We start from the raw sequence: 22,825 nt of genomic DNA, 5'->3' as shown, positions 1-22,825 counted from the left end.
TGTGTGTGGGGGCGTTTCAGGGAACAACTGGCGTGCGTCACCACGACAGCCCTGAAGCGTCCTCGGTTTCGATATCGGCAAACTGGCTGTATTCAACGGCAGCGGCCTTGACCGTTGCCCGTTCCGCCCGCTGGTCGGCCAGCGCACGGGATGCTGAGGCCATCGCTTCAGCTTCGGGGGACAGGGACACTGCCACATCCCCCGGTATCTGCGGGACGCCACCGGCCTGCGCGGCAACCGCCTGCACGTGCCGTCCCATCTCTGCCACCAGATCAAGGCGGCAGGTGTTCCGCCGCTTTTCGGCAATGGCACGGTGCAGCACCTTTGCCCGGCGGGCTTGTTCCTTGGCCCCGGCCCCATCCAGATAGTCATAGGTCTGTTCCGGCTGGGCAGCGCAGATCAAGCCTGTGTTATCAAGGATGTAGGCGACGTCCGGCGCATGTGGGGCGACGCGCACCCGCACGCTCTGGCCGGTCATCGTCAACAGGTCGTCGGCGTACCAGGTGATCCCGTTGCAGGAAACGCGGCCCTTGCGCACCACCCGGCGTTCCTCTTCGGCAAAAGCCATCAGCAGGGTATCGGCGTCAATCCGCACCGCCTGCCAGCCGTCGGCGATGGCTGCACGCAAGGCGGCATCAGGGCTTTTACCGTCAAGGAACCCGCCCTGCGGCTTGCAATGGTAGAACTCCAACGCAGTATCCAGCGCTTCATGAAACGCTTCGTACCCACCGCTGAACGCCTTGGGCGGACGGCCCACATGTTCCTTTTTCGCCTTGGTCCGATCGCCACCGATATAGCCCGGCATGGCCGGGAAAATGGTGTTGGTCAGGACACTGAACAGCCCCTCAATCGGCTTGGCCGGGGCGTTGTAGGGGCGGGCACGCTTGACCGCCGCGATAGCGCGGGTGCGCAGGTCACGGACCCCGCTCTCATGCTCCACCATCCGCACATCAATACGGCCATGACAGGCGGCGGACAGGTCGGCAAAGGTCTGCATCATGCTGTCCCACGTGTATTCGGACCCGTTGTCCAGATACAGGGTGCGCGGCAGGCCCCATGCCTCCACCATCGCGGCAAAGCTCATGCCGACATGCCAGCGCTTCACGCCTTCGCCACGCTCAAGGAAGATCAGCGATGCGTAAACGCGGTTGGTCGCAATGTCGTGCCACGCGATGATTTTGGGGTAGACGTCGGTTCCATCCGGGCGTTCAACAACAATATCAAGGTGATGCACGTCACCGATCACCAGATGCATCGGCGCATAGGCATCGCGGTTGCGTGCAACACGGGGCAGGTAGTGGTCAAAGAATGCCTTGGCATCCCGCTTCTGGATGGCAAGGATTTCGTAGTCCCGCCACGTTTCCACCATCCGGCGGTTGACCGCACAGGCGTCCGGGGTCGGTTGCGGCCAGCCCGCCTTGTGGGCCAGCGCCTGAAGCTGGGTGCTCGCCAGCAGGGAGATATTGCGCCAGCCCGCCGTGCCCTCGCTCCACAGCGAGCGGATATACAGTTCCAGCGCCGCGCTGATCGCGGCAAGGTCGGCAGGCCCCAGCCCGGCGGCACGGGCGGCATCGTCAAAGGCACGGCTGACCACCACCCGCTTGATCCCCCTGGTGCCCTTGGGGGCGTTGTTCAGTGCCCCGACGCCGCCGGTCTGATAGCGGTTGATCCAGTCGTACAGGGTACGCAGCCCGACACGCCTGGTCTTGCCGTCCGGGGTCAGCTTCAGGCCAGCCCCGGCCATCAGGGCGCGACGGCGGGCAGCAGAGCCTTCCGGGTGGCGCAGGGCGTCACTGATCAGCGACAGCCGCCACAGCGCCAGAGCAGAGGCAGGCAGGGCCGACACGTCGCCAGTAATCACCGCCCCGCCCGGCACGCTGGCCGGGGCCTGTGTCGCCCGCCAGCGTTCGTACAGGTCGGGCGGCAGGGTGGTGGCATCCACGCGATAGCTGATACCGCCCCGGCCACCCCGTCCGGCAACGGTGTCAATCGTCAGGGCATAGCCGCGATAGGTACCCGCCTGCAGGGCAAGACGGGCGGCGCGATCAGTGATGCCCGCAAGGCTGGCGAACTGGTCAGCCGTCAGCCACGCACTTCCGCAATCAGGGGCGGAAGTCGGAACCTTTTTTGGAGAAACCGGCACCGGCAGGGTAATGACATTATCACCGTGTGGAGAGGTTCCGACTTCATGGGCGCTGGTTCCGCAAACTTCACCGCAAGTCGGAACCTGTTTTTCGGGAAGTCGGAACCCTTGCGGAAGGGAAGTCGGAACCTCCGCCTGCTGATCCACGGCTTGCCGAACGGGCAGGGAAACCACGTCCCCGCCCTTGAAGTCGGAACCTTCTGTGCCTTCGCCTGTCAGGGCGATAACTTCCGCAATCTGAGGGTTCCGACTTCCGGCGGTCAGGCGATCAACCGACGCCTGATTGACCAGCCATGACCCTCCAGTTGCCGAGCGGCTTTTCTCGAACCGAACATCCAGAGAAACCCCTTTGTATGGCTTCCCTTCCGCTCCGGCCCGGCGCAGCACCTTTCGCGCCATCTCGGATGAAATCCCGAGAGTGGCGGCGAACTGATCGGCGGTGAGATAGACAGGGGCAGTCATCAGGAATGGACCTTCTGAAAGAACGGGATGGTCAGAGGGTGAGGAGCTTGGTCCGCAGCTGATGGGCCGCATTTTCCAGGCGCGTGTACTGGGCATAGTGTTTGTTCGCCTCGGTGTGGGCGGTATCCCACTCGAGCTGTTTCTTCGTTGCAGTTTCGAGCGCAGCCGGGGAGCCTTCAGAGCGGAATGCGGCCCATGCCTGCTGTAACGGTTGTGCAGCATCGCGACTGCGTTTGGATGCGCAGACATACGCATCGAACGCTGCGGTGGCCTTCCTCTCGAGGGTATTGATACGGACCTCTAGCAAATGCGTCGGTCTGAAGAAGGGGATGTTGCGCTGGATCAGCGCAATCAGTTCAGCCTTTGAAAGGTCTTGCAGGTCAATGTCGGACATCATCACCCCCGAAGAATGGCCTGTCCTTTTCCTTGTCGTAGGCACGGATAGCGACCAGGGCAATCCCGGCGATATGGCACAGCTTCTGCCGATACAGACCCCAATCAGGGGCATCACCGTCCGTAATAGCCCATAATTCATCCGAGACATCGCAAAGGGCTGCCATGAAATCGATTGAGAGGAGGGGGTTTTTCCGGTTCAGCAAGATGATCTCCAGGGCGGCTCCCAACACTTCAGTGAGGATGCCACCCATGCCCTCTGTAACCACGGAAGCGCAGGCGACCTGCTTTTCTTCGCCGTGTATTGTAATGTCGGCGGTAATGGTGACTTGTTGGGTCTGGTCACTCATCATTCGCACTCCTGACCGCATCCCCTTCCATGGCGTATTCCAGCATCGCTATCGCCATGTGTTCGGACAGATCCACCGCCTGATCCTTCAAGGCGGCAAGGGCGCTTTCACAGGTCAGGGTATCCGCAACCCCATAGAACAGTCGGCGATCCCCACTCGTCATTACGTGAGAGGCAAACCGCAGGGCTTCCGCCCGTGTTGGTTGAGGCTTGCTGCGGACAAAACCCCGCGCACAGTCTTGAGAGCTATTCATTCCGTGTTCCTTTCAAGCGGACAGGCTGCGGATGTAGCTGACGAGTTGCGGACTGGCAGCGGCGATTGCGGCAATCCGGTCATTGGAGAGGGTGGTTTCGAGGACCAGCCGGTTGATCAGGTTCACCGTCCGGGAGGAGTCACTTGCGACCGCCTTGCAGGCAGCCAGTTCATCCTTCAGGGCCATGTGCTGTTCCAGCAGGGCGGCATAGCGGGCCGGATCAATCCCGGTCGGGGCCGGAGTGATGGCGGCGGGGGGTGTCATTACTGCTGACACCCTGGCTTGCCCCTGATAGCTGCCGGTGCGGCGGATCGTGGGGAGGACTTCCGAAGTCACCCATTTGCGGAACCGATAAGGCAGGGAGCCGGGGGTCATCGCTGCATCACACCGCATCATGATGGTGTACAGACCGGCTTCTGAAATCATCCACGCACAGGGACCCGTCTTTTCCACCCCGGTGTCAAATGTGGGGTTACCCCTCTCAAGAGTGCTGAGGGGAATGCGCCGCTTCTCATCCGCATCCAGTTTTCGTACGTGCTGCTCGTATCCCCCCTTGTGTGAGGACAACTGGATGGCCTTGCACACATCGGCCAGCACAAACCACGGTTGGTCATCGTTCATCACATGACGGATGGGGTGGTTCTCAAAATTGAAGGGAGTGAGGGCGTTCATTTGTAACCTCGCTGTCTTGGGGTAAGGGGTGGCTCTGCAACGGTTACGCCTGCGGCAGTGGCCAAACGGGCACGAAGCGCCCTCGCTTTCGGGCCGTTCCGTTTGCCAAGAAGGGCGTATGTCGCGTTCATTCGGCACACACCGTTTAATCGGCACCAAAGGGAGAAACTTGAGCCTTCTTGAATTAGGCCTCCCCTCACAAGGCTGAAGAGTGCTTGGGATGGTGATGCGACTTTCATAGTTGGGTAGTTCCTGATAGTCTGCTTTATGAGGACATGATTGCCCTCATTTTGAGGACTGTCAAGGAATTTTCTTCATTTTGAGGACAGGAGGTTTCTGTGAAGCCATCTCCAACAATTGATGTTGAAGCCGTCTTAACCAGAATAAAGGATGCACTAAAAATACAGACTGATACTCAGCTAGGTGAGTATTTTGAGGTATCGAAAAAGACTATCTCTTCTTGGAAGTCTAGAAACTCGATGCCAATTGAATTCATGCTAATGGCATGCGTAGCTACTGGAAAAAAAATTGACTACTTCATATTTGGGGAGTCGATTGTTCGGGAGCCTACTGAATTTAAATTGTTCGATATTGACATTATGGCTGCGGTGGGAATTCATATCGCAACAGCATTGCTCAGTGAATATGCACCGGAAGAGTTAGCTTTTATGGAGGAAGAAAAACTAGATCAGATAGGAATGTCTACTGGTCTTCAGATTATGTTCTTGATGGGAGAATTTGATAGGGAAAAGAAACTACTTCTGGACTCAGGAAAAATAAATCGAGAAAATTATATTGAATATATTAAGAAAAATCACAGATATGACCTGCCATATTTTGCAAAGGCTCTGTCTAATAAAGAGAAGTTGTGACCGATAACATCAAAGGGCCGATGCATCGTCATCGGCCCTTTGTTTTTGCCGGATGGCATCCCTGACAATCATCAGGGAATTGCGGGTGCGGCGGACCGTTTCGGGGTCCGCCGACCGCAGGAGACGGGCCGCCAGCCGGAGCATGTCCACCTGCCCGGCGGGGACGCGGCACTGTACCTGCCGGTCCTGTGCTGTGCGCAGGCGCTTTCGATAGGCCCGGACACGCTCCGTGCTGGTGCCCATTTTCAGCGCACCGCCAGCAGGGGGCGGCCGCACAGCGGGGCGGCGGCGTTGGCGATGCCAACCGCATCCATCATGCGGGTATCTGCTGCCTGCACCTGATTCCACAGGCGGTTTGCCTGATCGCGGTCCAGACTGCGGGCAAGCGCCATGCCGCCGCCGGAGGTCAGGGTCAGCAGGCGGGTCAGGTCGTTGAGGGCAAGGGTGCGGTCATGGGCTGCCTGCCGGGCGGTTTCTGCCGCTTCGCTGTAAACGCCCAGGGCGTGATAGTCGATGGTCATGATCAGTCCTTTTTGCTCGAGCTATCGGGGGTAAACGCCGCGACGGCGGAGGCGACAGCCGCGCCACCGGTGGCGATGGCGGCAGCCTGATCGGGGGTCAGGCCGACCCCGGCAGCGGTTGCCAGACCGATCACGCCCAGCCAGGTGGAGCGTTCCTTCAGTCGGTCGAGGGCGAAGGCGAGGATGAGTTTCAGCATGGTGTGGACTCCGAACGATGATGGCGGGTGCCGTGTGACCCGGTGCGCGCCCCCACCCGCCAGCGGGGCGCGGCGGGAGGAGGGTTAGCGCAAGCCCGAGGTCAGTAGGGCTTGCAGACGCAACACCCGGCCAATCCAGCCGACGCCATAGCGGTCAAAATTTGCCGTGCCGGTGTAGCGCTTGATCCGCCAGGCGAGATAGCGGTTCAGTTTGTCCGGCCCGGCGGCGGTGACGGCGGCCAGCGTTTTGGGGCCGATGATGGTATCGGCCTTCAGACCCAGCGCGGTTTGCAGCAGGAACGCCGCCGCCCCGCTGCCCTGATTGACGGCGGTATCGAACACTGCCACCGCCCACGGCGCGGGCATCTGGTCGCACTTGCAGGCATCCCAGTAGTCGCGGCGATAGATTTCCGCCGCCTGATCGCGGGTCAATCCGGCGATGTCCACCCCCGGATAGGCCCGGCGACTGATGCCAAAATTGGTTTCGCCCCCACCATCGCGGGGATCGTTGACGTAGCCGCCTTCCTCGGACAGGACGAAGGCAAGGGCATGGTCGAATGCCGATCCCTGTTCCTGCCCGTTTTGCGGGGGCGTGGAGTCGCTGGTGGTGTCGGGGGTATCGGGGGCAGCGGAACCCTCGACATGCGACTCCACAGCCCCCGTAGCGGGCGTGGCGGGGGTTTGCTCGCCGGGGGTGGTCGGGGCTTTGGTGGTTTTGCTCATTGGTCAGCCTTTCTCAACCTTTCTTGACGTGAAGGGAGCGCAGGGATTGCAGGGCATCGGCCAACATCTGCGTTGCCTGCGGGCCGATGTGGGGGGTAAGGAAATCCAGCGGTTCGCCGTTCATCTCGGCGATGGCATCGCGCAGCCAGGGGCGACCGGTGCGGGCGGGCTGGAACACCGACTTCACCGGGTGGTCTGCGCCGCCCCAGAACAGACCTTTGGCGGTTTTCGGGCGGATGATCAGGGCCGGGCGGCCATCGTGGACGGCGCGGGCATAGGGCATGTTCGACCCCACCTCTGCGCCAAACGACCCCGAGGGCTGGACCACATGCGACTTGCGCAGGTCGCCGCGGTCGAACGGCACCCGGCCCTGACGGGTGGCAATCTCGCGGACCCGTTCGGCCAGCAGCAGCGAGACCCGTTGCAGGTTGATCCCGGCCATTACCAGCACTCCACCGTCAGGCTGCCGCCCCGTTGCCCGCCGATGGCACCGGGGGCCATGCCGTCAAGGGCCAGCGCCAGCGACCAGAAGGCATCGGCATGCCCGTCTGCCGTGTGGTCGGCGTCATATCGGATGGTGTTTGCCCCGGCGATCTTCTTGACGGCGTGCATTTGGGCCAGCAAGCCGGGATCAGGCGGCAACAACACCTGCCGCCGCTCCACCAGCCGGGCAAGGTTGGTGGCGATTTTCGCTTTGTACTGCTGGGTAATGGTCCGCCGCACGGCGATATCCGGCATTTCCGCCTGAAGCTGTTCGCCCAGCATCCAGCCGATGCCGGTGCCATCAATGTTCAGGCGTTCCAGTCCGGGATGCTTCGCGCAGGCATCCAGCACCAGCGCCCGCTGATCATCGAAGCGCACGCCCTTCCAGTCGGCCCAGTCCACCAACGGGAACAGGGGACCGCGTGCGCCCTCCACCTCGCCGACGATAGACAGCCACGTGCGGTCATTGGTGCGGCCAAGGTCAAGCCCGCCCCAGCGGCCCGGTGTATCGGCGTAAGCGTCGGCGGGAGTGGTGCAGGCTTGCAGATCGGCCCACGACAGCAGGGCGGTACCATCCTCGGCCCACTGCAATTCGTACATCATGGCCCAGGAATCTGCGTCAAACAGGCTGCGCAGGTCTTCAATGCCGCCGGGCAATGGCATGCCGTCGGCTATGGCGTCATGAATGCTGATCCGCAGGCGGGTGAACTGGTCGTACTTGCCTTCATGGTTGGTCGCCATGCGCCAGAACAGGGAGCCGGGAAGGAACGGTGTAGACAGCACTTCCAGCGTACCGCCCACGGCGGTAATGGATGGCACCAGCGCTTCCCACACCCGCTTCTGGTTCATCACCCATGCGAATTCGTCAAACACCACGTCGCCGGGGTCGCCCTGAATGGTCCGGAAATTGGGGGGAAGGGCGTAGATGCTGGTGCCCCCGATCCGTACATGGTCGGCTTTGTCGTCATCCAGCAGGATGCCCAACTTGCCGCAATGGTGGCGGACGTAGTTCAGGAACTTGCTGGCCTGCCGCTGACTGGCAGAAACCACCAACTGTTGCCGCCCGGCCATCGCCCGCAGCACCACTTTCAGGGCAACCACATAGCTGAACCCGATCTGTCGGGACTTCAGACAGAGAAGAAACCGTGAAGGATCAATCAGATACTTCAATTGGTACTTATACAGCCCGTAATCCGGGGACGTTGCCAGTGCCAGCAGGTCCGCACTGACAGCATGGCGGACGGTCGGCACCGGTCTGGGCTTGGGGGCGACCCGGCGCAGGCGATCCAGCGATTTGGTCAGCATGGCGATTTTCTGGGCGTCGGCCTGCGTCGGGTTGGCCTTGCGGGCCAGCCGGTTGATCTGCGCCTCCAGGTATCCGGGGGTCTGCTGCCGGGCGCGCAGGGCATCGCCCCAGTTTCCGGCCTTGATCCAGTTGCGCACGGTGCGCGGGGACACATCCAGCTTGTGACGGGACAGCAGGACGGCGGCAATCTCGCTGCTGTCCAGTCCGTCCAGATACATGGCGTGCGCCTCGGCGCGCACCCATTCCGGGCTGCCCTTGCGGCCCCGGCTCATGACCGGGTGCCCAGAAAGGATTTCAGCAGTTCGGCGGTGGCCTCCTGCGTGTCGCTGGCCTGATCGGCCCTGCCGTCGCCATCCACATCCGGCGGCGGCAGGATGGCGAACTGGCGGTGGTCAATGCCTGCTTCCTGCAACACCGGACGCAGTTGCCCGGCCACCGACCGGCGCACCGGCAGGCAGGTAAAGCGCTCGAAGGCAATCATCTGTGCCGACTGTTCACCTTGTCCGCCAATCCCCAGGGCTTTGGCAATCCCGACCAGCCGCGACGGCACGCCGTGGGCAATCGGGATATCGTCACGGGCAAATTCCAGCAGCTTCAGGAAATCGCCGTCCTTCTCCGGGCGCGGGATGTTGACATCAACCGAGACTTCCTTGTTGTCGAAGTTCAGCAACAAAGTCTTCCGGGAATTGTACAGACCCTTGTAATTGTCGCTGAAGAACTCCTGAGCCTGTTTCTTCTGGTTGTCGGTCAGAATTGCCCCGGCAACAGTCAGGATTGAATCGGGCAGGCCGTTGTTGTCAAAGAAGCGCTGATTGTATTCTGTCGCGGCATTTGCCAGTGCCATCATCGGACCAGAGGAAATCCATTGCGGCAGCGCGTAATGACCGCGCACCGGATCAGGGGCGCGCAGGTGCAATACCTCGTCGGCGGCCAGCAGGATGGTTTCCGGCGTCCCGCTGCCGCTGTCGATCACCTGCACATATGACCCATCGCGCCGCCGGGAGACCGACCACGCAGGCAACGTGCGCAGGGCGACCAGCCGTTGCCGGTAACGGATACGCTGGATAAAGGCATTACCGTAGGTGCGCAGGTCCACCCCCGCCGTCACCAGCAAATCAATCGCCCCGGCCTCGCACAGGTCATCAAAGCGCGGACTGTTGACGCCATAGCCAAACGCGGCTTCGGCCACGCGGTGGCAACAGGTCGCATGCACGGTTGATGACAGGTACATCCGGGCCAGTGCCAGCGGGTCAACCGGCCATGTGATGGCATCACCAATCCCGACCGCCGCCGGAGACAACAGCCGGGCAAATGGATTGGTACCGCCGTTGATACTCTTGATCACGATGGCGTCGTTCATGGTGTTTTGGTCGCCTCATCGGGGTGCATGAGGCTAACGGTAAATATAGATAAAATAATATCAACGGCATGTATTCCGAATATGGAATGCCCATTCCAATACTGGAATACAGTCAAGTGAAATTAATTTCGATGATTGCTATTACTATGGGGTCAACGACGCAATGAAGCATCGTTGTAGATGCGGTAATACACCAGATGCCCGAAATCAAAGACCTTGAAGTGCAGTTCATCTCTCTGGTAAGGCGCCCGGCAAACGGCAAAGAGATCGTGCTGAAGGCCGCAGGACCGTGCCGGGAACTGCGGATCATCAAGTCGGACGATGAACGGCAAATGGTCTACGGCATCGTGTATGCCCCCGACGATCCGGACGCGCATGAAGACTGGGCCTCTGCCGATACCATCCGTAAAGCGGCCTACAGCTTCATGCGCGCCGGGTCTGCCCCGAATGTGGACAAGGAACACAGTTTCAGCCCGCTGCCCGGTGCCTACGTCGCCGAAAGCTGGCTGATCCGCAAGAATGACCCGTTGTTCCCGGATGAAGCCGAAGGCGCGTGGGCGGTCGGTATCCGGGTCGAAAGCCCGGAAGACTGGGCGGCGGTCAAATCCGGCGAGGTTGCCGGGCTGTCGCTGGCCGGTATCGGGCGGATGGCTGACCCCGGACCCCCTCCCCAAAGCTGGCTGTCAAAGGCCCTGAGCAAACTGAAGAAGGACACCCACCCCACCATGACCGAAGACGATATCAAGGCCATTGCCAAAGCGGCAGCCGAAGCCGCTGTGGCAGCGCAGGCCGCGCAGGTGCCTGCCACCCCGGCGGCGGGGACGGACGGCGCTGCCCCGGCCACAGCTCCAGCTCCAGCCCCAGCCCCGGCCCCGGCTGCCCCCACCGAAGCCACGGCAACCGCTGACCTGAAGAAGCAGGTTGATGCCCTGACCGGGGATGTGCGGGAACTGACCAAGGCGCTGGCGCTGTCGGTCGCCAAGGGGGCAGGAAGCGGCGGGATTGCCGCGCCGCCGTCCAACGCTGGTGCGGGGGTGGCGTAATCATGTCGTGGGAACTGCTGTGCAAGTCGAATACCGAACTGGCGGCGCTTCAGACCCGGTTCGGCGCGACCGCCCCGCTGGTCGCCTTTGCCAAGGGGCTGGTCGGGCCGGAAGTCCTGACCGTCTCGGGGACGCTGACGCCGGAGGTGGCGAATGCGTGGATTGATCTGGTGGTCGAACATGACTTCCTGAAGTTGGTTACCGTCCATCGCATGGCGAGGCTGAAGAGCGAAGTGCCGGTGCTGGACATGGGGCGCCGATCCTTGCGCCGGGTGCCGCAGGGCAGTGAACCGGCGGCGGACGACAGTGCGGACGTCAACCAGTTCGGTTGCACGCTGGAAGCAGAGGATGCACAGCTTTTCCTTGATCTTTCGCGTGATTTCCTGCGGGACAACCAGAACAACCCGAACCTGCCGACGCTGGTTGAAGGCATGCTGTCGCGCCTGTACGGGGCCGAATTGCTGGATCTGGCCTTCAACGGGCTGGGCAGCACCGCGCCTGCCGGACCGGACCAGAAATTCCTGTCGCTCAACAAGGGGTGGCTCCTCCTGCTGAAGGAAGCCGCCCAGGCTGGAAAGGCTCCGGCCCTTGCCACCATTGACCCGGCAACGACCGGCTATGTGAAGGCGCTGGAAACGGTGTTTACCAGGCTGCCTGCCAAGTATCTGGCAACGGCGGTGGCGGTCATGTCTGACACCGATGCCCTGAAGTATGGGGTGCAGGTGGCTGGCACCCCGAACGGCAGCTACACCGCCGTCCCTGCCGGGGCATTCGTCGGCAAACCGATCGTGGCGGTGCCCTACATGCCGTCCGGTTCCATCATGGTGACCCCGCTGGAAAATCTGGTGCTGGGCATCAATCAGGAAATGGAGCGCACCCGCGAGTACCACGCCCGCAAGCGCTGTCTGCAATATACCTTTGATGGCTCCTTCGACTTTGAAATCCGGGTGAAGGAGGCTGCGGCCCTTGGGGTAGCAGCATGATCACCCCCGCCGACCTGAAGCGGGCGTACACCTTGCATCCGTCAGTGCCTGACGACATGCTGGCCGTCCACATTGCGGCGGCTGACCTGTCGGTGCGCACGGATGTGGGGGTGGATGGGGCCGGGGCGGTGATTGCCGCTGCCGCCCTGTCCGGTGCCGCCGCAGACATGGTGTGCGAACAATGGGATCAGGCGGTCTGCCAGCGCGCCTGTGCGCTGGTGCTGCCCCACCTGAACCTGATCAGCGGCAAGCAGGGGCGCTCTGCCGGGCTGCGATCCATGCAGCAGTCGGACGGACCGGACTATCTGACGCCGCAACAGGTGGCGGCTCTGGTCAGCACCCTGAACGACAGTGCCGCCCGGCTGGTGGCCGATATTCAATCCCGCTTGCCGGGCAACCGGTCCAGCGTTGCGGCCTCTGGCCTGTTCATGGCTGCAATCTAGAGCAAATCCCGAGCAGATGGAACATCTGCGACGACGTATTTGCTGAAATAACAAAATGTTAGAGCGTTTGACCCAATTCAGGGAAAACGGAAAACGCTCTGAGGGCAAACAGTATGAGCGACGACATCAACACCCGCCTCGGGCGGCTGGAAGCCACAACTGAACGGGTTGCCGACGCCCTTGAACGCCTGACCCGGCTGGAAGAGCAGCGGGCCAGTGATCGGGACAGCCTGCGCGATCTGCACAAGCGGCTGGCCGTGATCGAGCACACGGTACGCGAGGCCGCCCCGGTGTCCGCCGGTATCCGCAAAATCCTGTGGGCACTGGTGGCGGCTGTCGTGTCGGCGGCGGTGGCGGCCATTGCCGTCAAGGTGCAGGGATAGGGCGATGCATGACCCCGTCACCGCTGCGATCCAGATTGCGGCCCTGGCCCGTCTGGATACCGTCGCCCCGGCCTTGATCGAGGCGTACCACGGTCAGCAGGCCGTGGGGGTGTGGGCGGAGCGCCTGACCTACGGCAACGGCCTGACCTGTCGCCACCGGGTGCCCGGCTGGCGGGCACATCACGCCATCACCGGCACGGTGATCATCGAGATTCTACCGGCGGAGATGGTGGCCGAAACGACAGCCGCCATCGGGCAGTGGGAACGGTCGATCATCGGCAGCCGCCTGAAGGTTGCGGTGCCCGATGGGCCAACGGCCACCGCTCCGGCGGGGGTGCTGACCTTGCAGGCCCGCCATGATGCGATCAGTGACCGGGGGGTGATCGTGCTGCAATACGTCTTCGGGTTCGAGGGCGGGGTGTTCGTGCCCGATGCGATGGCAGAGATAGAGGTGGATGGCTTTGGCACTGTGCCGTTGCCGGTGCCAGGTGCGGAGGATGTGCCCCATGGATAACGGATTTGTGCTGGCGGAACTGGCCCGCGCCCTGCGGCTGGTGGTGCTGCGCGGGGTGGTTGGCGACCACAGTCCGCAGGCGGTGCGGGTCGAAATTGCCCCCGGTGTGCAGACAGACTGGCTGCCGTGGCTGCGGTGGGCCGGGTTTGCCGCCACCCACCGCGTCCCGTCAATCGGCGAAGCGGTGCTGCTGGTCGCCCCGGAAGGCAACCTGCAACAGGGCGTGGTGGTGGGCGGCCTGTCCACCGGCCTGAACCCGGTGGTGGGGGATAGCGTTGATGTGACCGTTGCCCGCTGGGCAGACGGCACCGAGGCCCGCTATGACGCCCGCAGCAAAACCCTGTCGGTCCATTCCGAAGGCGATCTGCACCTGTCAGCGGTCGGCAAGATCACGCTGGAGGCACAGGACATCACCCTGCGGACCGGCGAAGAGGGTCGCTATCTGCTCGATCATCACGGCATGGCAACCCTGCTGCGCCATGTCGCAGGGCAACAGTTTGAAACGGAAACATGGGTGTCCGGCTCGGTGGTGACCGGCCTGCCGGATCATGGCTACCACCCGCCGGAAGTCGAGGGCTGATCATGGCCGGGATGGATGCCAGTACCGGCCTGTTGCTGGGCGGTGTGGCACACATCCGGCAGTCAGTGACCGATATCCTGATGACCCCGTTGGGGTCGCTGCTGTGGCGGCCAGACTACGGGTCATTGATCCCCGGTGCGCTAGACCGCCCGATGACCCCGGACTTTGTCAGTTGGGTGGCCCACGAAGCGGCCATCCGCCTGCGCCGCTGGGAAGATCGCTGGACCCTGCGCCGGTCGGTGCCGCTGGTCAGTCGGCAAGGTCAGTTGGTGCTGACACTGGAAGGCACCCTGACCGACACCGGCCAGCTTTATGTGTTTGATGTACAGGTGAAAGCATGAGCATCGCCCGCGTGTTGCCGGGACCGACCCCGGACATTATCGCGCCGCTGTCTGTCGAGCAGGCTTATGCGGACGCACTGGCCCACCTGCTGGCTGACAACCCCGACCTGTTCGATGCGGGGCGGGAAAGCGACCCTCTCCACAAGCTGTTGATGGTCGGGGCATGGCATTACCAAATGGCTGTTGCCCGGATGAACGATGCCGTGCGGGCGGTGATGCCGCATCTGGCCCATGCGGCGGATCTGGATGCCATTGCCTTGCGTGCCGCCGTGGCCCGGCAGGTGCTGGACCCCGGCGATGCCACCGCTGTCCCGCCGCGCGCCCCGGTCTACGAAAGCGACAACCGTCTGTTGCAGCGCTATTACGGGGCATGGGACCGGCTGGGTCAGTCCGGCAGTGATGGCCTGTACCGGGCGTTGGCACTCGAAGTGCCGGGCGTGCGGGATGTGTGGATTGACAGCCCGGAGCCGTGCGAGATCGTTGTCACCGTGCTGGGGTGGGATGGCGTGCCGGATGCCGCCACCCTGGACGCGGTGCAGGCCATCACCACCGACCGCGACCGCCGCACCCATGGCGACCGGGTCAGCGTGCAGGCTGCAACCGTGGTTGATGTGCCGGTTACGGCCCGGCTGGTGTTGGCCCCCAATGCCGATGCCGCTACCGCCTGTGCGGCTGCCGGGCAACGCCTGAGCGCCTATACCGCGTGGGTTGAGATTCCCGGCCTGACCCCGCTGGGGCGGCGCTGGACTGCCGGGGCGCTGGTCGGGGCCTGCATCGTTGATGGCGTGCTGGATGCCACGGTCACGCCAGAGGCAGTAGCCTGCCCACCGGGGACGGCCCTGCGGGCGGTGTCGATCACCGCCCTGCCGGATGATGTCTGATGGAGGCCGCCGTCCCGTCACTGTTGCCCGCCACTGCCACAGCGGAAATGCAGGCGGTGGAACAGGCGATGGCCGCACCACTGGCGGGATTGCCGGTGGAAACCCTGACCGATCTGTGGAACCCGGATCGCTGCCCGGCGTGGTTCCTGCCGCATTTGGCGCAGGCGGTACGGGTGGTGCTGTGGCGCAGTGACTGGCCGGAGGCCACCAGACGCCGGATGATTGCCGATAGCTGGCAGATCAATGCCCTGCGCGGCAAGGTCAGCGGCATTGAACTGGCCCTGTCCGCCATCGGTTGGCCGGGGCAGGTGATCGAGTGGCACGAGCAGCAGCCAGAAGGACGGCGGGGCACGTTTGCCGTCCGGCTGGGGGCCGTTGTGGATGGGTTCGCGGCGGACCATCTGGCGGACCTGCATGCGGTGATCCGCCTGACCAAGCGCCACAGCCAGCATCTGGACGCCCTGACCCTGACCGATCAGGCGGAGAGTGCTGCCCTGCATGTCGGCATCACCGGTTGCATGGTGTACCGCCTGATCACCTCCCCCGCCCTGTTCCTGACCGCCCCGGCCACCCCGGCCCGCCCCGATCTGACGGTGGGGGTTGCCACCGTATCCCGTATTGTTTTGTGAGGATGTACCATGGCTGAACCCTATGGCTGGCGTATGACCCCTGATGGTCTGGCCCTGATTGCTGCCGCCCTGTCCAGCAACGCCCCGATCGGCATTGCGACCATCGTGCTGGGCGATGGCGGTGGCACCACCCCACCGGTCACCGCCACCGGCATTGTGCATGAGGTCTGGCGCGGGCCGGTATCGGCCCTGCGGCGGTCGCCCGACAACCGGCTGGTGGTCGAAATCCAGACCATCGTGCCGGTGTCTGCCGGGCCGTTTGTGATCCGCGAAGCGGCCATCCTCGCCAGTGATGGCACGGTCATCGCCCTGTGCCGCCGTCAGGACCTGTACAAGGGCGGCCCCAGCGAAACCCACGCCATTGATGTGCTGGCCCAGATCGTCGTTTCCGAAGCCGCCGTGGTGGAAATGGCGGTCGATACCGGTACCTATGCCACCCTGCGCACGGTGCAGGTCGCTGTTGATGAGGGCATCACGGCCCATGCAGCCAGCCGCAACCATCCGACGGGGACCGAGACTGCCCAAGGGATGGTCCGCTTTGCGACGAAGGCCGAAACCGTCGCCGGCACGCAGACCACTGCCGCCGTTACTCCGGCAGGCGTCAAGGCGGTGGTCGATGCTCTGGTTGATGGTGCCCCCGACGCGCTCAACACCCTGCGCGAACTGGCGCAGGCGGTGGCCAATGACCAGTCTTTCGCCAGCAGCATGCTTGCTGCGCTGGCCGCCAAGGCTCCGCTGGCGTCACCTGCCTTCACTGGTACCCCTACCGTCCCCACGGCGGCGGCTGGAACCGCCACAAGTCAGGCTGCTTCAACAGCTTTTGTCGGCAACGCCTTGGCGGCCTTTTCCGGCTTTGCCAAGACCACCACCGGGGCAAAGCTGGAGGCTTTTAATATGTATGGTGGGGACCTGAACGTCATCAATAGCACCCCCGGCGTGGTGATCACAGAGTGCAGCCCCACCTGCACCAACACGCCCGCCGGTATGGCAGGCACCGCTGGCATCCTGATCCAGTTTGCCGATGGTGGCGGCGATGATGTCCGATTGCAAATCGTCATCGATCAGACCGGTACCTCGCTGTACCAAAGGAGCAAATGGGGAGGGGGCATCCCCGGCATCTGGAGACCGTGGAGCATCCTGTGGTCATCGGCCAATGATGGCTCTGGGTCGGGTCTGGATGCCGACCTAATCGATGGCCTGCACGCCAGCGAGATCACCGGAGCCACCAAAAAATACCTCGTTCTGGACCAGTACAACGGCAACATCATTCGCAATAGTCTGGGTGTTTCGTCGATCATTGACCACGCTGTCGGGCAATACACGGTGAGCTTCGCCACCCCGTGGCCGTATACATACTATGTACCGGCAACGTGTAACGTCGGTAATACCGGCCCCGCGGACGCACCAGAGTGCGTCGTTATTGAGGATCGTCCCGATTATATGCTTTGGACGACCCTGCAAATCCGGATGGCGCACAGACCATCCGGAGAGGATTACTACGTGGATGGCCGTCCTGATACCATCATCTTTGCCGGGATGTAACGATGACCACATCTCAACGCATCGCCGCATGGCGGGGTACTCCGGTATCTGGACAGTATGCCATCGCCTTTGAAGCCAACCTTGACGAGCCGGTGTCGGTGCTGATTCCCGACCCGTCGTGGCTGGCGATGGCTCTGGCCGGAGGGATTCTGCCCCCCCTTGATGCCTATGCCGGAGGGCTGGAGGCGGTTGACGCTGCCGCTCCCCTCGGCCCGATGACCGAGGAGCAGGCAATGGAATACCTGCTGCAAAAGGACGTTCCCGCTCATGTCTGGGACGCCCCGGCAGGCAATCGCCGACGCTTTGCCATCACCCGTAAGGACATGTTGCCCAAAAGCCGCCAATGGCGTGGGGCCTGGAAACTGAAGGACCTGAGCGATGACTGATACCGATCTCATCCAGTTACAAGACAGCCCGTCTGCCGACGCCAGCACTGCCGAAACCCCGGCAACCGTCTCCGTTGAGATGAACGGCAGCGTCATCGACAGCGAGCACACCCAGGCTCTGGAGCGGACTTTCCGCGATGCCTGGGTGCTGGACGGTGACGCCGTGGTGATCGACATGGACAGCGCCCGCGATATCCATCGGGCGGCTCTGCGGCAGGCACGCCCTGCCTTGTTTCAGCCCCACGATGACACCCTGCGCCGACTGGCCCGCAAGGGCCTGCTCGACAGGCTGAGTGAAGACGAGCGGGCCGAAGCCCGCGCCGCCGAAGCCGCCTGTCAGGTTTTGCGCGACATCACCGCCGATCCCCGGATCGAGGCTGCAGCATCGCCCGATGAGCTGGCAGCCCTGACCATCGATATCCTGGCCGATTTAATTCAAGGAGCGTGAAGCATGGTTACCATTCCTCAGACCTTTAACCATGGCGTCCGGCGGGTTGATGACCCCAGCGGGGCACGCCCGGTGCGGGCCGTCAACGTGTCGGTGATCGGCCTGGTCGGGACGGCCCCCGATGCCGACGCCACCCTGTTCCCGTTGAATACTCCGGTTGCCATTGAGGCCGATGAAACCCTGTCGGCAGCGTTGGGGGAGACCGGCACCCTGCCGCTGGCAATGGATGCCATCTACAGTCTTGCCCTGTGCGCGGTGGTGGTTATCCGGGTGGCCGAAGGCACCACCGACGACGAGACCGAAAACAACATCATCGGCAAGGTGTTGCCCGACGGCACCCGCACCGGCCTGCAAGCCATGCTGTCGGCCCGCAGCATCACCGGTGGACTGGCCCCGCGTGCGCTGGGTGCGCCGGGGTTCAGCGACCGGCTGGCCGTTGGTCAGGCCCTGTTGACGCTGGCCGACCGGCTGGCGGGCTGGGTGTTCCTTGATGCCCCCGACACCACCAACGCCGCCGCCAAAACCCATGCCGCGTCGTTCGCCTCTGCCCGCGTGTACAACCCGGTGTTTGGCCGTCCGCTGGTGCGGGACCGCGCCGGGGCCAAGGTCTACAGCTACGGCTCGGCCTTTGCCTTGGGGGCGCTGATCAAGCGTCACTTTGAACAGAACATCGCCTGGTCCCCGTCGAACACGCCGCTGTCGATCCTGGGCCTGTCGCAGCACATTGACTATGTGCCCGGTCGCCCGTGCGAAGCCAACAGCCTGAACGAAGCCCACGTTGGCACCATCATCAACGATGAAGGGGTCTGGCGGCTGTGGGGCAACCATTCGTGCAGCGATGACGAAAACCGCCGCTTCATCACCACCCAGGTGATTGATGACTTCATTGGCGACAGCCTGTTGCGGGCCTACAAGACCCGCGTTGACCAGCCGATCACCCCGACCTTCTTTGATGACCTGATCGAAACCGGCAACCAGTTCCTGTCCGACATGATCCGTCAGGGGGTGATCCTGGGCGGGGAGTGCTGGGTTGACGGTGATCTGAACAGTTGGAGCAACCTGCGAAAAGGACAGGCAATCCTGCGCTACAAGTGGGTCGATCCGGTGCCTGCGGAAGACATCGTTGTTGTGTCGCAGATTGACCCGACCCTCTACACCGCCATCTTCAGCCAGTAAGGGGCCTGTACCATGAGTGAGACCATGTTCAACGCCTATCGCCACGACTGTGCGGGCTACACCGTCAGCATCGACGGCGGCATGCAGGTCGGTGTCGTGTCCAGCTTCAAGCATCCGCCCCTTGAGATGGCGGGTGAATGGGCTGCCGGGGCGGGAGTGTCGGCCAAGCAGTTCCGGCGGTTTTTCACGTTGGGGGAACTGAAGGCGGAAATGACCTTCAGCGACTTCAACCGCCGCATGGCTGCGGTGTATGGCCTGACCAACCGCAGCCTGATCATCCGGGCTGCGATGGTGGACCAGACCGACGCCACCACCAGCGTCAAGGTCACCCTGCGCGGATCGGTCAACAAGCTCGACCGCGGCGAGTGGAAGCAGGGGGAGAAGACCGAAGAGAAATATGAAATCGCCCTCAGCTATTACCGCCTTGAGGCCAACGGCGAGACGCTCGACGAAGTGGACCCGGAACGCGGTGTGCTGATCATCGGCGGGAACGACCTGCGCAAATCCATCAACAAGGCCCTTGGGCTGGCCTGATCCTGACGACCTGATCCTGACGAAAGGACATGAACCATGACTGATACCCAGACTATCCCCGGCGTTGACTGGCTGAGCGACGGCAACGCCCGCATCACCCTGCGCCACGCCCTGACCGTTGAAGGCAAGGCCACCAGCACCCTGATCATGCGCTGCCCCAGCCTGTTGGACATCGAGGCGATGGACGCCCTGAGCGGGTCCGACATGGCGCGCGAAAAGGCCACGGTGTCCGGCTGGTGCGGCATCACCACCGACGAACTGAGCGGCATCAAGTGGCCGGACTACAAGCGCCTGCAACAGGTTTATGTCGCCTACTGTGCTGGTACGGCGGGAAATTTTACCGTGACTGCCGCCGCCTGATCCTGTGGCTGGCCCGGCATTACCATCAGTCCATCGTCGAGCTTGAACGGATGCCGCTGGCCCGCCTGCTGGCCTGGTACCGCGAGGCCGTCCACATCCTGCGGGAGGAACACAGATCATGAAACTGGCCGTTGCCGTCGAGATCGGTGCCGCTGTCACCAGCGCTTTCCGGGCCGGGATGACCACCGCCCAGACCTCGGCGGCGCGGCTGGACCAAACGGTCAGCGACCTACAGGCGCGGGCGGCGACGGTCGAGGGATGGCGCAAGGCAAAGGCCGCCGTCAGTGATACCAAAGCCGCCTATGATGCGGCACGCGCCAAGGCGGCAGCATTGACGGCGCAGGTTGCCGCCAGCGCCGCCCCCTTGCAGGCAGCCACAGCAGCCAGCACACAGGCCAAAGCCGCCGTCATCGACAGCAAAACCGCCTATGAAGCGGCCCGCGTCAAGGCCGAGGCACTGGAAAAGCAGCTTGCCGCCACCACTCGCCCGACCAAAAAGCTTGCCGCCGCCAGTGAAGAGGCACGGGCGGCGATGGCGCAGGCGAAGGCCACCTATGAAGCGGCCCGCGTCAAGGCCGATCAGCTTGGCAAGGAATTGACGGCGGCAGCGGCCAATACCAAACAGTTGACCGCCGCCAGCGAGGCGGCAAAGGCGGCGGTTGGCCGCACGGCGGCAGGCTATCGCGCCAATCTTGAGCACTTGCGGTCGATGTCCGACGCCGCCAAAGCGGCAAAGATCGACCTGAAGGCGGTGGGGGAAGAGGCAACCAGGACCGCCGACCAACTGGCTCGCGCCACCGCTGCCCGGTCTGCCCTGCACTCCGCCACCGAACGCCGGACGGCCCGCCGCGAAAGCCTGTCGGCCATGGGGGGCGAGATCGTATCCGCCGGGGCATCGGCCATGTCGTTTGCCGCACCGATCATGCAGGCGGCGGACTATCAGGAGCGGGTGGTGCGGTTTGGCAATACCGCCCAGATGGCTGCCGACGACCTGACCAAGGTGCGCGACCGGATTGAAGAGGTCAGCCGCCAGACCGGGCAATCGCAGAACAATCTGTTGGAGGGGCTGGAAATTCTGGTTGGGCGGGGTATGGACCCGACGGCGGCGCTGGAGTCTCTGGGGTCCATCGGCAAGGGTGCCACCGCCACCAAAGCCGCCATGGAAGACATGGCCGGGGTGGCCTTCGCCCTGCAAACCTCGCTGGGCATCAAGCCCACCGGGTTGGCCCAGTCCCTCGACAGTCTGGCGCAGTCGGGCAAGTCCGGCGGCTTTGAACTGGACAAGATGGCGAAATTCCTGCCGTCGCTGAGCGCGCAAGCCCAGTTGCTGGGCATGCAGGGGGCCGGGGCGGTGGCGTCGCTGGGGGCATCGCTGCAAATCGCCTTCAAGGGCACTGGTGATGCAGACGCGGCAGCCAACAACATGAAAAACTTCCTGTCAAAAATCACCAGCGAAGATGCGGTCAAGAACTTTGCGGACATGGGCATCAATCTGGAACAGGAATTGACGGCGGCAATGGCATCGGGGGAAGACCCGATCCTGTTCATGATCCAGCGCATCAATGACCTGACCGGCGGCGATGCCTTCAAGCTGTCAAAGCTGTTCGGCGATCAGCAGGTGAAGGAGTTCATCTTGCCGATGATGCAGAACTTTGAAGAGTTCAAGAAGATCAAGGATGATGCCCTGAGTTCATCCGGGGTGATTGATAAGGATTTTGAAAAGGTCAGTGGACTTTTCAACTACCAACTGTCCCGGATGCAGAATGCTGTTACCGGCTTTAGTCAAAGATCTGGCGGCAGTATGCTGGACACCCTCGGTCATATCGCCGGAGGTGTTGCATCGGTTATCAACACGGTTGCTGATCTGTCGGCCCAGTTCCCCGGCCTGACTTCTGTGGTGATGTACGGTGCGGCGGCTCTGGTCACGTACAAGGTCGGCTCGCTGGCAGTACGGCTGGCAATCAATGGCATCCGTGCACCGTTGGACGATGCCGCCGTGATGTTTGCCCGTGTGCGTGCCGCAACCGCTTCCGGTGCCGTCAGCAGCAACCGCTTTGCCGGGGCGCTGGCCGGGGTGCGGCGGGCCGGGTCCGGGGGGCTGGGGGGTATGCTGGGACAGGTGACCCGCCTGCGCTCTGCCATGCTGGCGGTGCCGACCCGGTCATTTGCCGCCGGCCTGCGCACGCTGGGCGCGGCGGGAGCACTGGGGGCGGCGGGTGTCTCTGGCGTTGGTCGTGCCTCCATGGGGATGGGGCGGGGGCTGATGTTCGTGGCCGGTGCCCCGGTGCGGGCGGTCATCATGGGCCTGCGGATGGTCGGTGTTGCCAGCCTGACCAACCCGATTACCGCACTTCCGGCCATTCTCGGGTTTGTGGCGTCGGCGGTTATCGAAAACTGGGACGCAATCAGCGCATACCTGATGCCAAAGATTGCCGAGGCCAAAAAATACATCCAGTGGGCCGCCAATCTGGTTGGCATTGACATGGGGAGCGACGACACCGCCACGGCTGACGCCGGGGCAACCGGGGAAAAGCCAAAGGTTGATACGGGTGTCCTCCGGCAGGGGCTGGACGGTGCAATGGCGGACATGGCCGTTGATGGTGATGCCGGTGCGGATATCGATGTGCCAGCGGGCGGCGATATGGCGGCGGATGGGCCTGCCTATGCCGGTGGCGGTGGTGGTGGTGCGACCATCACCAATCACAACCGCTATGACATCACCATCACTGCCGGGCCGGGCGTAGACCCCGAAGTCATCGCGCAGATGGTGATGGACAGGATCAGCCGGGCGCAGGGGGGACGTGCCTCCCCCAGCGCGGGCGGTGCTTTGTACGATGGAGTGTGAGC

General features: G+C 63.0%; 29 protein-coding genes. 17 read left to right on the top strand and 12 right to left on the bottom strand.

What is annotated here, in order from left to right; all coding sequences use genetic code 11:
* Nucleotides 1-37: 37 nt before the first annotated feature.
* From BW995_RS10480 to BW995_RS10460, 5 genes are read right to left on the bottom strand one after another with little or no spacing between them, the layout of a single operon-like run.
* On the bottom strand, nt 38-2,605 hold the full coding sequence (locus BW995_RS10480; protein ID WP_076400270.1) for a Mu transposase C-terminal domain-containing protein: 2,568 nt from the start codon (nt 2,603-2,605) through the stop codon (nt 38-40).
* A gap of 31 nt (nt 2,606-2,636) precedes the next feature.
* Nucleotides 2,637-2,999 carry a hypothetical protein gene (locus tag BW995_RS20780; protein WP_175617037.1) on the bottom strand — a complete coding sequence of 121 codons (363 nt, stop codon included), beginning with the start codon at nt 2,997-2,999 and terminating at the stop codon, nt 2,637-2,639.
* Complete coding sequence (locus tag BW995_RS10470; RefSeq protein WP_076400266.1) at nt 2,986-3,348, bottom strand: hypothetical protein; 363 nt, start codon at nt 3,346-3,348, stop codon at nt 2,986-2,988. The genes BW995_RS20780 and BW995_RS10470 overlap by 14 nt, the downstream gene beginning before the upstream one ends.
* Nucleotides 3,341-3,601 carry a hypothetical protein gene (locus BW995_RS10465; protein WP_076400264.1) on the bottom strand — a complete coding sequence of 87 codons (261 nt, stop codon included), beginning with the start codon at nt 3,599-3,601 and terminating at the stop codon, nt 3,341-3,343. Before BW995_RS10465 ends, BW995_RS10470 begins: the two co-directional genes overlap by 8 nt.
* Nucleotides 3,602-3,613: 12 nt before the next feature.
* Complete coding sequence (locus tag BW995_RS10460) at nt 3,614-4,222, bottom strand: BRO-N domain-containing protein (protein WP_245821410.1); 609 nt, start codon at nt 4,220-4,222, stop codon at nt 3,614-3,616.
* 389 nt (nt 4,223-4,611) lie between these two features.
* Between BW995_RS10460 and BW995_RS10450 the strand changes: the two genes are divergently transcribed.
* On the top strand, nt 4,612-5,145 hold the full coding sequence (locus BW995_RS10450; protein ID WP_076400259.1) for a helix-turn-helix domain-containing protein: 534 nt from the start codon (nt 4,612-4,614) through the stop codon (nt 5,143-5,145).
* A 9-nt stretch (nt 5,146-5,154) separates the two neighbouring features.
* On the opposite strand, the gene BW995_RS10445 is transcribed toward BW995_RS10450, so the two are convergent.
* From BW995_RS10445 to BW995_RS10415, 7 genes are all read right to left on the bottom strand, one after another.
* The gene (locus tag BW995_RS10445) at nt 5,155-5,388 is read right to left on the bottom strand and encodes a hypothetical protein (RefSeq protein WP_076400257.1); all 234 of its coding nucleotides are present in this window, start codon (nt 5,386-5,388) and stop codon (nt 5,155-5,157) included.
* Nucleotides 5,389-5,390: 2 nt separating this feature from the next.
* On the bottom strand, nt 5,391-5,666 hold the full coding sequence (locus BW995_RS10440) for a hypothetical protein (protein ID WP_076400255.1): 276 nt from the start codon (nt 5,664-5,666) through the stop codon (nt 5,391-5,393).
* 2 nt (nt 5,667-5,668) lie between these two features.
* A complete protein-coding gene (locus tag BW995_RS10435) occupies nt 5,669-5,863 on the bottom strand; it encodes a hypothetical protein (RefSeq protein ID WP_076400252.1) in 195 nt (64 codons plus the stop codon).
* An 84-nt stretch (nt 5,864-5,947) separates the two neighbouring features.
* On the bottom strand, nt 5,948-6,586 hold the full coding sequence (locus BW995_RS10430) for a glycoside hydrolase family 108 protein (protein WP_084194746.1): 639 nt from the start codon (nt 6,584-6,586) through the stop codon (nt 5,948-5,950).
* A gap of 13 nt (nt 6,587-6,599) precedes the next feature.
* Nucleotides 6,600-7,028, bottom strand: a complete 429-nt coding sequence (locus BW995_RS10425) for a phage virion morphogenesis protein (RefSeq protein ID WP_076400250.1) — start codon at nt 7,026-7,028, stop codon at nt 6,600-6,602.
* Entirely contained in the window at nt 7,028-8,647 is a 1,620-nt protein-coding gene (locus BW995_RS10420) for a terminase large subunit domain-containing protein (RefSeq protein WP_076400247.1), read from the bottom strand. The genes BW995_RS10425 and BW995_RS10420 overlap by 1 nt, the downstream gene beginning before the upstream one ends.
* Nucleotides 8,644-9,735: a phage portal protein gene (locus tag BW995_RS10415; RefSeq protein WP_076400245.1), complete on the bottom strand. Its 1,092-nt coding sequence runs from the start codon at nt 9,733-9,735 to the stop codon at nt 8,644-8,646. The genes BW995_RS10420 and BW995_RS10415 overlap by 4 nt, the downstream gene beginning before the upstream one ends.
* Nucleotides 9,736-9,932: 197 nt before the next feature.
* On the opposite strand from BW995_RS10415, the gene BW995_RS10410 reads away from it, so the two are divergent.
* From BW995_RS10410 to BW995_RS10335, 16 genes are all read left to right on the top strand, one after another.
* Nucleotides 9,933-10,778, top strand: coding sequence for an XkdF-like putative serine protease domain-containing protein (locus tag BW995_RS10410; protein WP_076400242.1), 846 nt, complete (start codon nt 9,933-9,935; stop codon nt 10,776-10,778).
* A gap of 2 nt (nt 10,779-10,780) precedes the next feature.
* Nucleotides 10,781-11,761, top strand: a complete 981-nt coding sequence (locus tag BW995_RS10405; RefSeq protein WP_076400239.1) for a phage major capsid protein — start codon at nt 10,781-10,783, stop codon at nt 11,759-11,761.
* Nucleotides 11,758-12,204: a hypothetical protein gene (locus BW995_RS10400; protein WP_076400237.1), complete on the top strand. Its 447-nt coding sequence runs from the start codon at nt 11,758-11,760 to the stop codon at nt 12,202-12,204. The genes BW995_RS10405 and BW995_RS10400 overlap by 4 nt, the downstream gene beginning before the upstream one ends.
* Nucleotides 12,205-12,317: 113 nt before the next feature.
* Nucleotides 12,318-12,587 carry a hypothetical protein gene (locus BW995_RS10395; protein WP_076400235.1) on the top strand — a complete coding sequence of 90 codons (270 nt, stop codon included), beginning with the start codon at nt 12,318-12,320 and terminating at the stop codon, nt 12,585-12,587.
* Between the two features lie 4 nt (nt 12,588-12,591).
* A complete protein-coding gene (locus BW995_RS10390) occupies nt 12,592-13,101 on the top strand; it encodes a hypothetical protein (protein ID WP_076400233.1) in 510 nt (169 codons plus the stop codon).
* Entirely contained in the window at nt 13,094-13,681 is a 588-nt protein-coding gene (locus tag BW995_RS10385) for a phage baseplate assembly protein V (protein ID WP_076400231.1), read from the top strand. Before BW995_RS10390 ends, BW995_RS10385 begins: the two co-directional genes overlap by 8 nt.
* 2 nt (nt 13,682-13,683) lie before the next feature.
* Nucleotides 13,684-14,022 (top strand): GPW/gp25 family protein, encoded by a 339-nt coding sequence (locus tag BW995_RS10380; RefSeq protein WP_076400230.1) that lies wholly within the window; start codon nt 13,684-13,686, stop codon nt 14,020-14,022.
* On the top strand, nt 14,019-14,903 hold the full coding sequence (locus BW995_RS10375) for a baseplate J/gp47 family protein (protein WP_076400228.1): 885 nt from the start codon (nt 14,019-14,021) through the stop codon (nt 14,901-14,903). Before BW995_RS10380 ends, BW995_RS10375 begins: the two co-directional genes overlap by 4 nt.
* The gene (locus tag BW995_RS10370; RefSeq protein ID WP_076400226.1) at nt 14,903-15,532 is read left to right on the top strand and encodes a phage tail protein I; all 630 of its coding nucleotides are present in this window, start codon (nt 14,903-14,905) and stop codon (nt 15,530-15,532) included. The genes BW995_RS10375 and BW995_RS10370 overlap by 1 nt, the downstream gene beginning before the upstream one ends.
* Nucleotides 15,533-15,541: 9 nt before the next feature.
* Nucleotides 15,542-17,074, top strand: a complete 1,533-nt coding sequence (locus tag BW995_RS10365) for a phage tail protein (protein ID WP_076400225.1) — start codon at nt 15,542-15,544, stop codon at nt 17,072-17,074.
* 2 nt (nt 17,075-17,076) lie between these two features.
* Entirely contained in the window at nt 17,077-17,460 is a 384-nt protein-coding gene (locus tag BW995_RS10360) for a hypothetical protein (RefSeq protein WP_076400223.1), read from the top strand.
* Entirely contained in the window at nt 17,453-17,908 is a 456-nt protein-coding gene (locus tag BW995_RS10355) for a hypothetical protein (protein WP_076400221.1), read from the top strand. The genes BW995_RS10360 and BW995_RS10355 overlap by 8 nt, the downstream gene beginning before the upstream one ends.
* Nucleotides 17,909-17,911: 3 nt before the next feature.
* Nucleotides 17,912-19,084, top strand: coding sequence for a phage tail sheath protein (locus BW995_RS10350; protein ID WP_084194744.1), 1,173 nt, complete (start codon nt 17,912-17,914; stop codon nt 19,082-19,084).
* 12 nt (nt 19,085-19,096) lie between these two features.
* The gene (locus BW995_RS10345) at nt 19,097-19,618 is read left to right on the top strand and encodes a phage major tail tube protein (RefSeq protein ID WP_076400220.1); all 522 of its coding nucleotides are present in this window, start codon (nt 19,097-19,099) and stop codon (nt 19,616-19,618) included.
* 36 nt (nt 19,619-19,654) lie between these two features.
* Nucleotides 19,655-19,978, top strand: coding sequence for a phage tail assembly protein (locus BW995_RS10340; protein WP_076400218.1), 324 nt, complete (start codon nt 19,655-19,657; stop codon nt 19,976-19,978).
* 118 nt (nt 19,979-20,096) lie between these two features.
* On the top strand, nt 20,097-22,823 hold the full coding sequence (locus BW995_RS10335) for a phage tail tape measure protein (protein WP_076400216.1): 2,727 nt from the start codon (nt 20,097-20,099) through the stop codon (nt 22,821-22,823).
* The last annotated feature ends 2 nt before the right edge of the window (nt 22,824-22,825 follow it).

The sequence above is a fragment of the Insolitispirillum peregrinum genome, from assembly GCF_900156605.1.
In the GTDB taxonomy this organism is placed as follows: Bacteria; Pseudomonadota; Alphaproteobacteria; order Rhodospirillales; family Rhodospirillaceae; genus Insolitispirillum; species Insolitispirillum peregrinum.
Note: the sequence above shows the minus strand (reverse complement) of the source record. Positions and strands in the feature narration are given on the sequence as shown.